General features: G+C 46.7%; 1 protein-coding gene and 1 pseudogene. One reads left to right on the forward strand and one right to left on the reverse strand.

What is annotated here, in order from left to right; genetic code table 11:
• A pseudogene (locus SB772_RS42930) lies at positions 1 to 72 on the forward strand (ssDNA-binding protein); the annotation flags it as partial.
• A 98-nt stretch (positions 73 to 170) separates the two neighbouring features.
• On the opposite strand, the gene SB772_RS42935 reads toward SB772_RS42930, so the two are convergent.
• Positions 171 to 257 (reverse strand): YjcB family protein, encoded by an 87-nt coding sequence (locus tag SB772_RS42935; RefSeq protein WP_410838886.1) that lies wholly within the window; start codon positions 255 to 257, stop codon positions 171 to 173.

Below are 257 nucleotides of genomic sequence, written 5' to 3' on the forward strand. Positions count from 1 at the left end.
CCGCAGCAGTCCGCTCCGGCAGCGCCGTCTAACGAGCCGCCGATGGACTTTGATGATGACATTCCGTTCTGATTTGTCATTAAAACAATAGGTTATATTGTTTTAAGGTGGATGATTAAAGCATCTGCCAGCCATAAAAAAGAAGCCTCCGTTATGGAGGCTTCTACGTATCAGGTCAAAATCATTGGCCATTGTGGCGGTGTCTGATTCATCTCTTCTATCATCACCGACTCGATGTTGTGCCAGATAGCGGTGAT

Source organism: Paraburkholderia sp. SIMBA_030 (assembly GCF_046535245.1).
In the GTDB taxonomy this organism is placed as follows: domain Bacteria; phylum Pseudomonadota; class Gammaproteobacteria; order Burkholderiales; family Burkholderiaceae; genus Paraburkholderia.